Origin of the sequence: Salinibacterium sp., assembly GCF_031364185.1 — a bacterium.
In the GTDB taxonomy this organism is placed as follows: domain Bacteria; phylum Actinomycetota; class Actinomycetes; order Actinomycetales; family Microbacteriaceae; genus Rhodoglobus.
The window spans coordinates 1-1,208 of record NZ_JANLVV010000278.1 but is presented as its reverse complement, the minus strand read 5'-3'; the positions used below and the strand labels follow the sequence as shown (position 1 = coordinate 1,208).

Sequence of the window (1,208 nt, the reverse complement as noted above, 5' to 3'; positions counted from 1 at the left end):
GCCGAACACTGTTATCGCACCGTTAGTAGACTCGCCCACCAGTTGGGTGCGGGTAGAACTCTGTGACACCGCGACGATTGTCGTCAGCATCATGGCGATGAAGAGAGTAAAGATGCCGATCGAGACGATGACTTCGATGATTGTGTAGCCGCGGTCGGGCGGGACCCCCTCCGTACGAGCGTGATCAGCCATCGATCTTCCACTTCAGGTCCAGGTGCGGGTCGAGCAATGTGGTGGTCTGATACGTGCAGCCGCCAGAGGCACAACCATCCCCGGCAGTCCAGCTCACGATCACCATGACGCGGATCAGCTTGCTGTAACCCGCCGGTTCCGCCACGGGTGGCACCGACTGGCCCGAGAGAAGGCCGCAGTTTCCGCCGCTGTTGTTCTGGAAGCACAGGCCGATGAGCGTGCGCACGCGAAATTTTGTGCCGTTGAGTACGGTCGGCGGTGTCGGGTCATTCGCGGGAAAATCGGTATCGATCGCGAGATCAGGCCGAGAGCTTGTGGTCGCGAACATGTCTGACATTTGATAGGTCGTGTCTACGCCCGGGAAGCCCGGACTCGCGTTCCACACAGCGGCGACGCGCGCCTGCGTGCGGCCATTGAAGATCTGGCTTTCCCCGGTCGCATTATTCACGAGAAGGGTGTGAGCCGTGACCGTTTCCATGGTGTTGCTGGCGATCGCCACGGCGACCTGCTGGCGCTGGCCGACAGTGGTGGATGCCACGCTGCTGATTGACAACGTGATGGCCGAGGTGGCGACGATCGCCATGATGCTGATAGCGACGATAACCTCGACGAGGGACATGCCACGGTCTGCGTCGTGTGCGTTGGACATAAGCCGACTGATGCGTTTCACGGTGACTCCCCTCCCCGGGTCGATCGTGTGGGTTGTTGCGTGTTGCTACTGAGCCTGCGAATGCGGGGCCCGAAGATTCGAGCCCCGCATTTGACGGCTTACCAGATCGCTATGGTGTCCATTTCTTCAGACCGCCGTTGGCGCTATCGTATGTTTGCGATCCAGCGACCCCGGTGTGCGTGCCGAGGATCGTGTAGGACAGGCCGTTGGCGGCGACGGTTGGTACGATCTGATTCGCGTCGCTCACCTTGATGTTGGCAGCAGGAAATCCGGTGTACGAGCCGTTGTTGCTTGTGCCAAAGGTCTCGATGACAACTGCGGCGTTTTTCAGGTCGCTCGATACGGA

General features: G+C 60.0%; 3 protein-coding genes. All 3 read right to left on the bottom strand.

Annotation, left to right across the window (positions count from 1 at the left end; all coding sequences use genetic code 11):
* A partial coding sequence (locus RMN95_RS12145) for a type II secretion system protein (RefSeq protein ID WP_309617171.1) occupies nt 1-192 on the bottom strand: 192 nt, incomplete at its 3' end.
* Complete coding sequence (locus RMN95_RS12140) at nt 185-862, bottom strand: type II secretion system protein (protein WP_309617170.1); 678 nt, start codon at nt 860-862, stop codon at nt 185-187. The genes RMN95_RS12145 and RMN95_RS12140, both read right to left, overlap by 8 nt.
* Nucleotides 863-971: 109 nt before the next feature.
* A partial coding sequence (locus tag RMN95_RS12135; protein WP_309617169.1) for a hypothetical protein occupies nt 972-1,208 on the bottom strand: 237 nt, incomplete at its 5' end.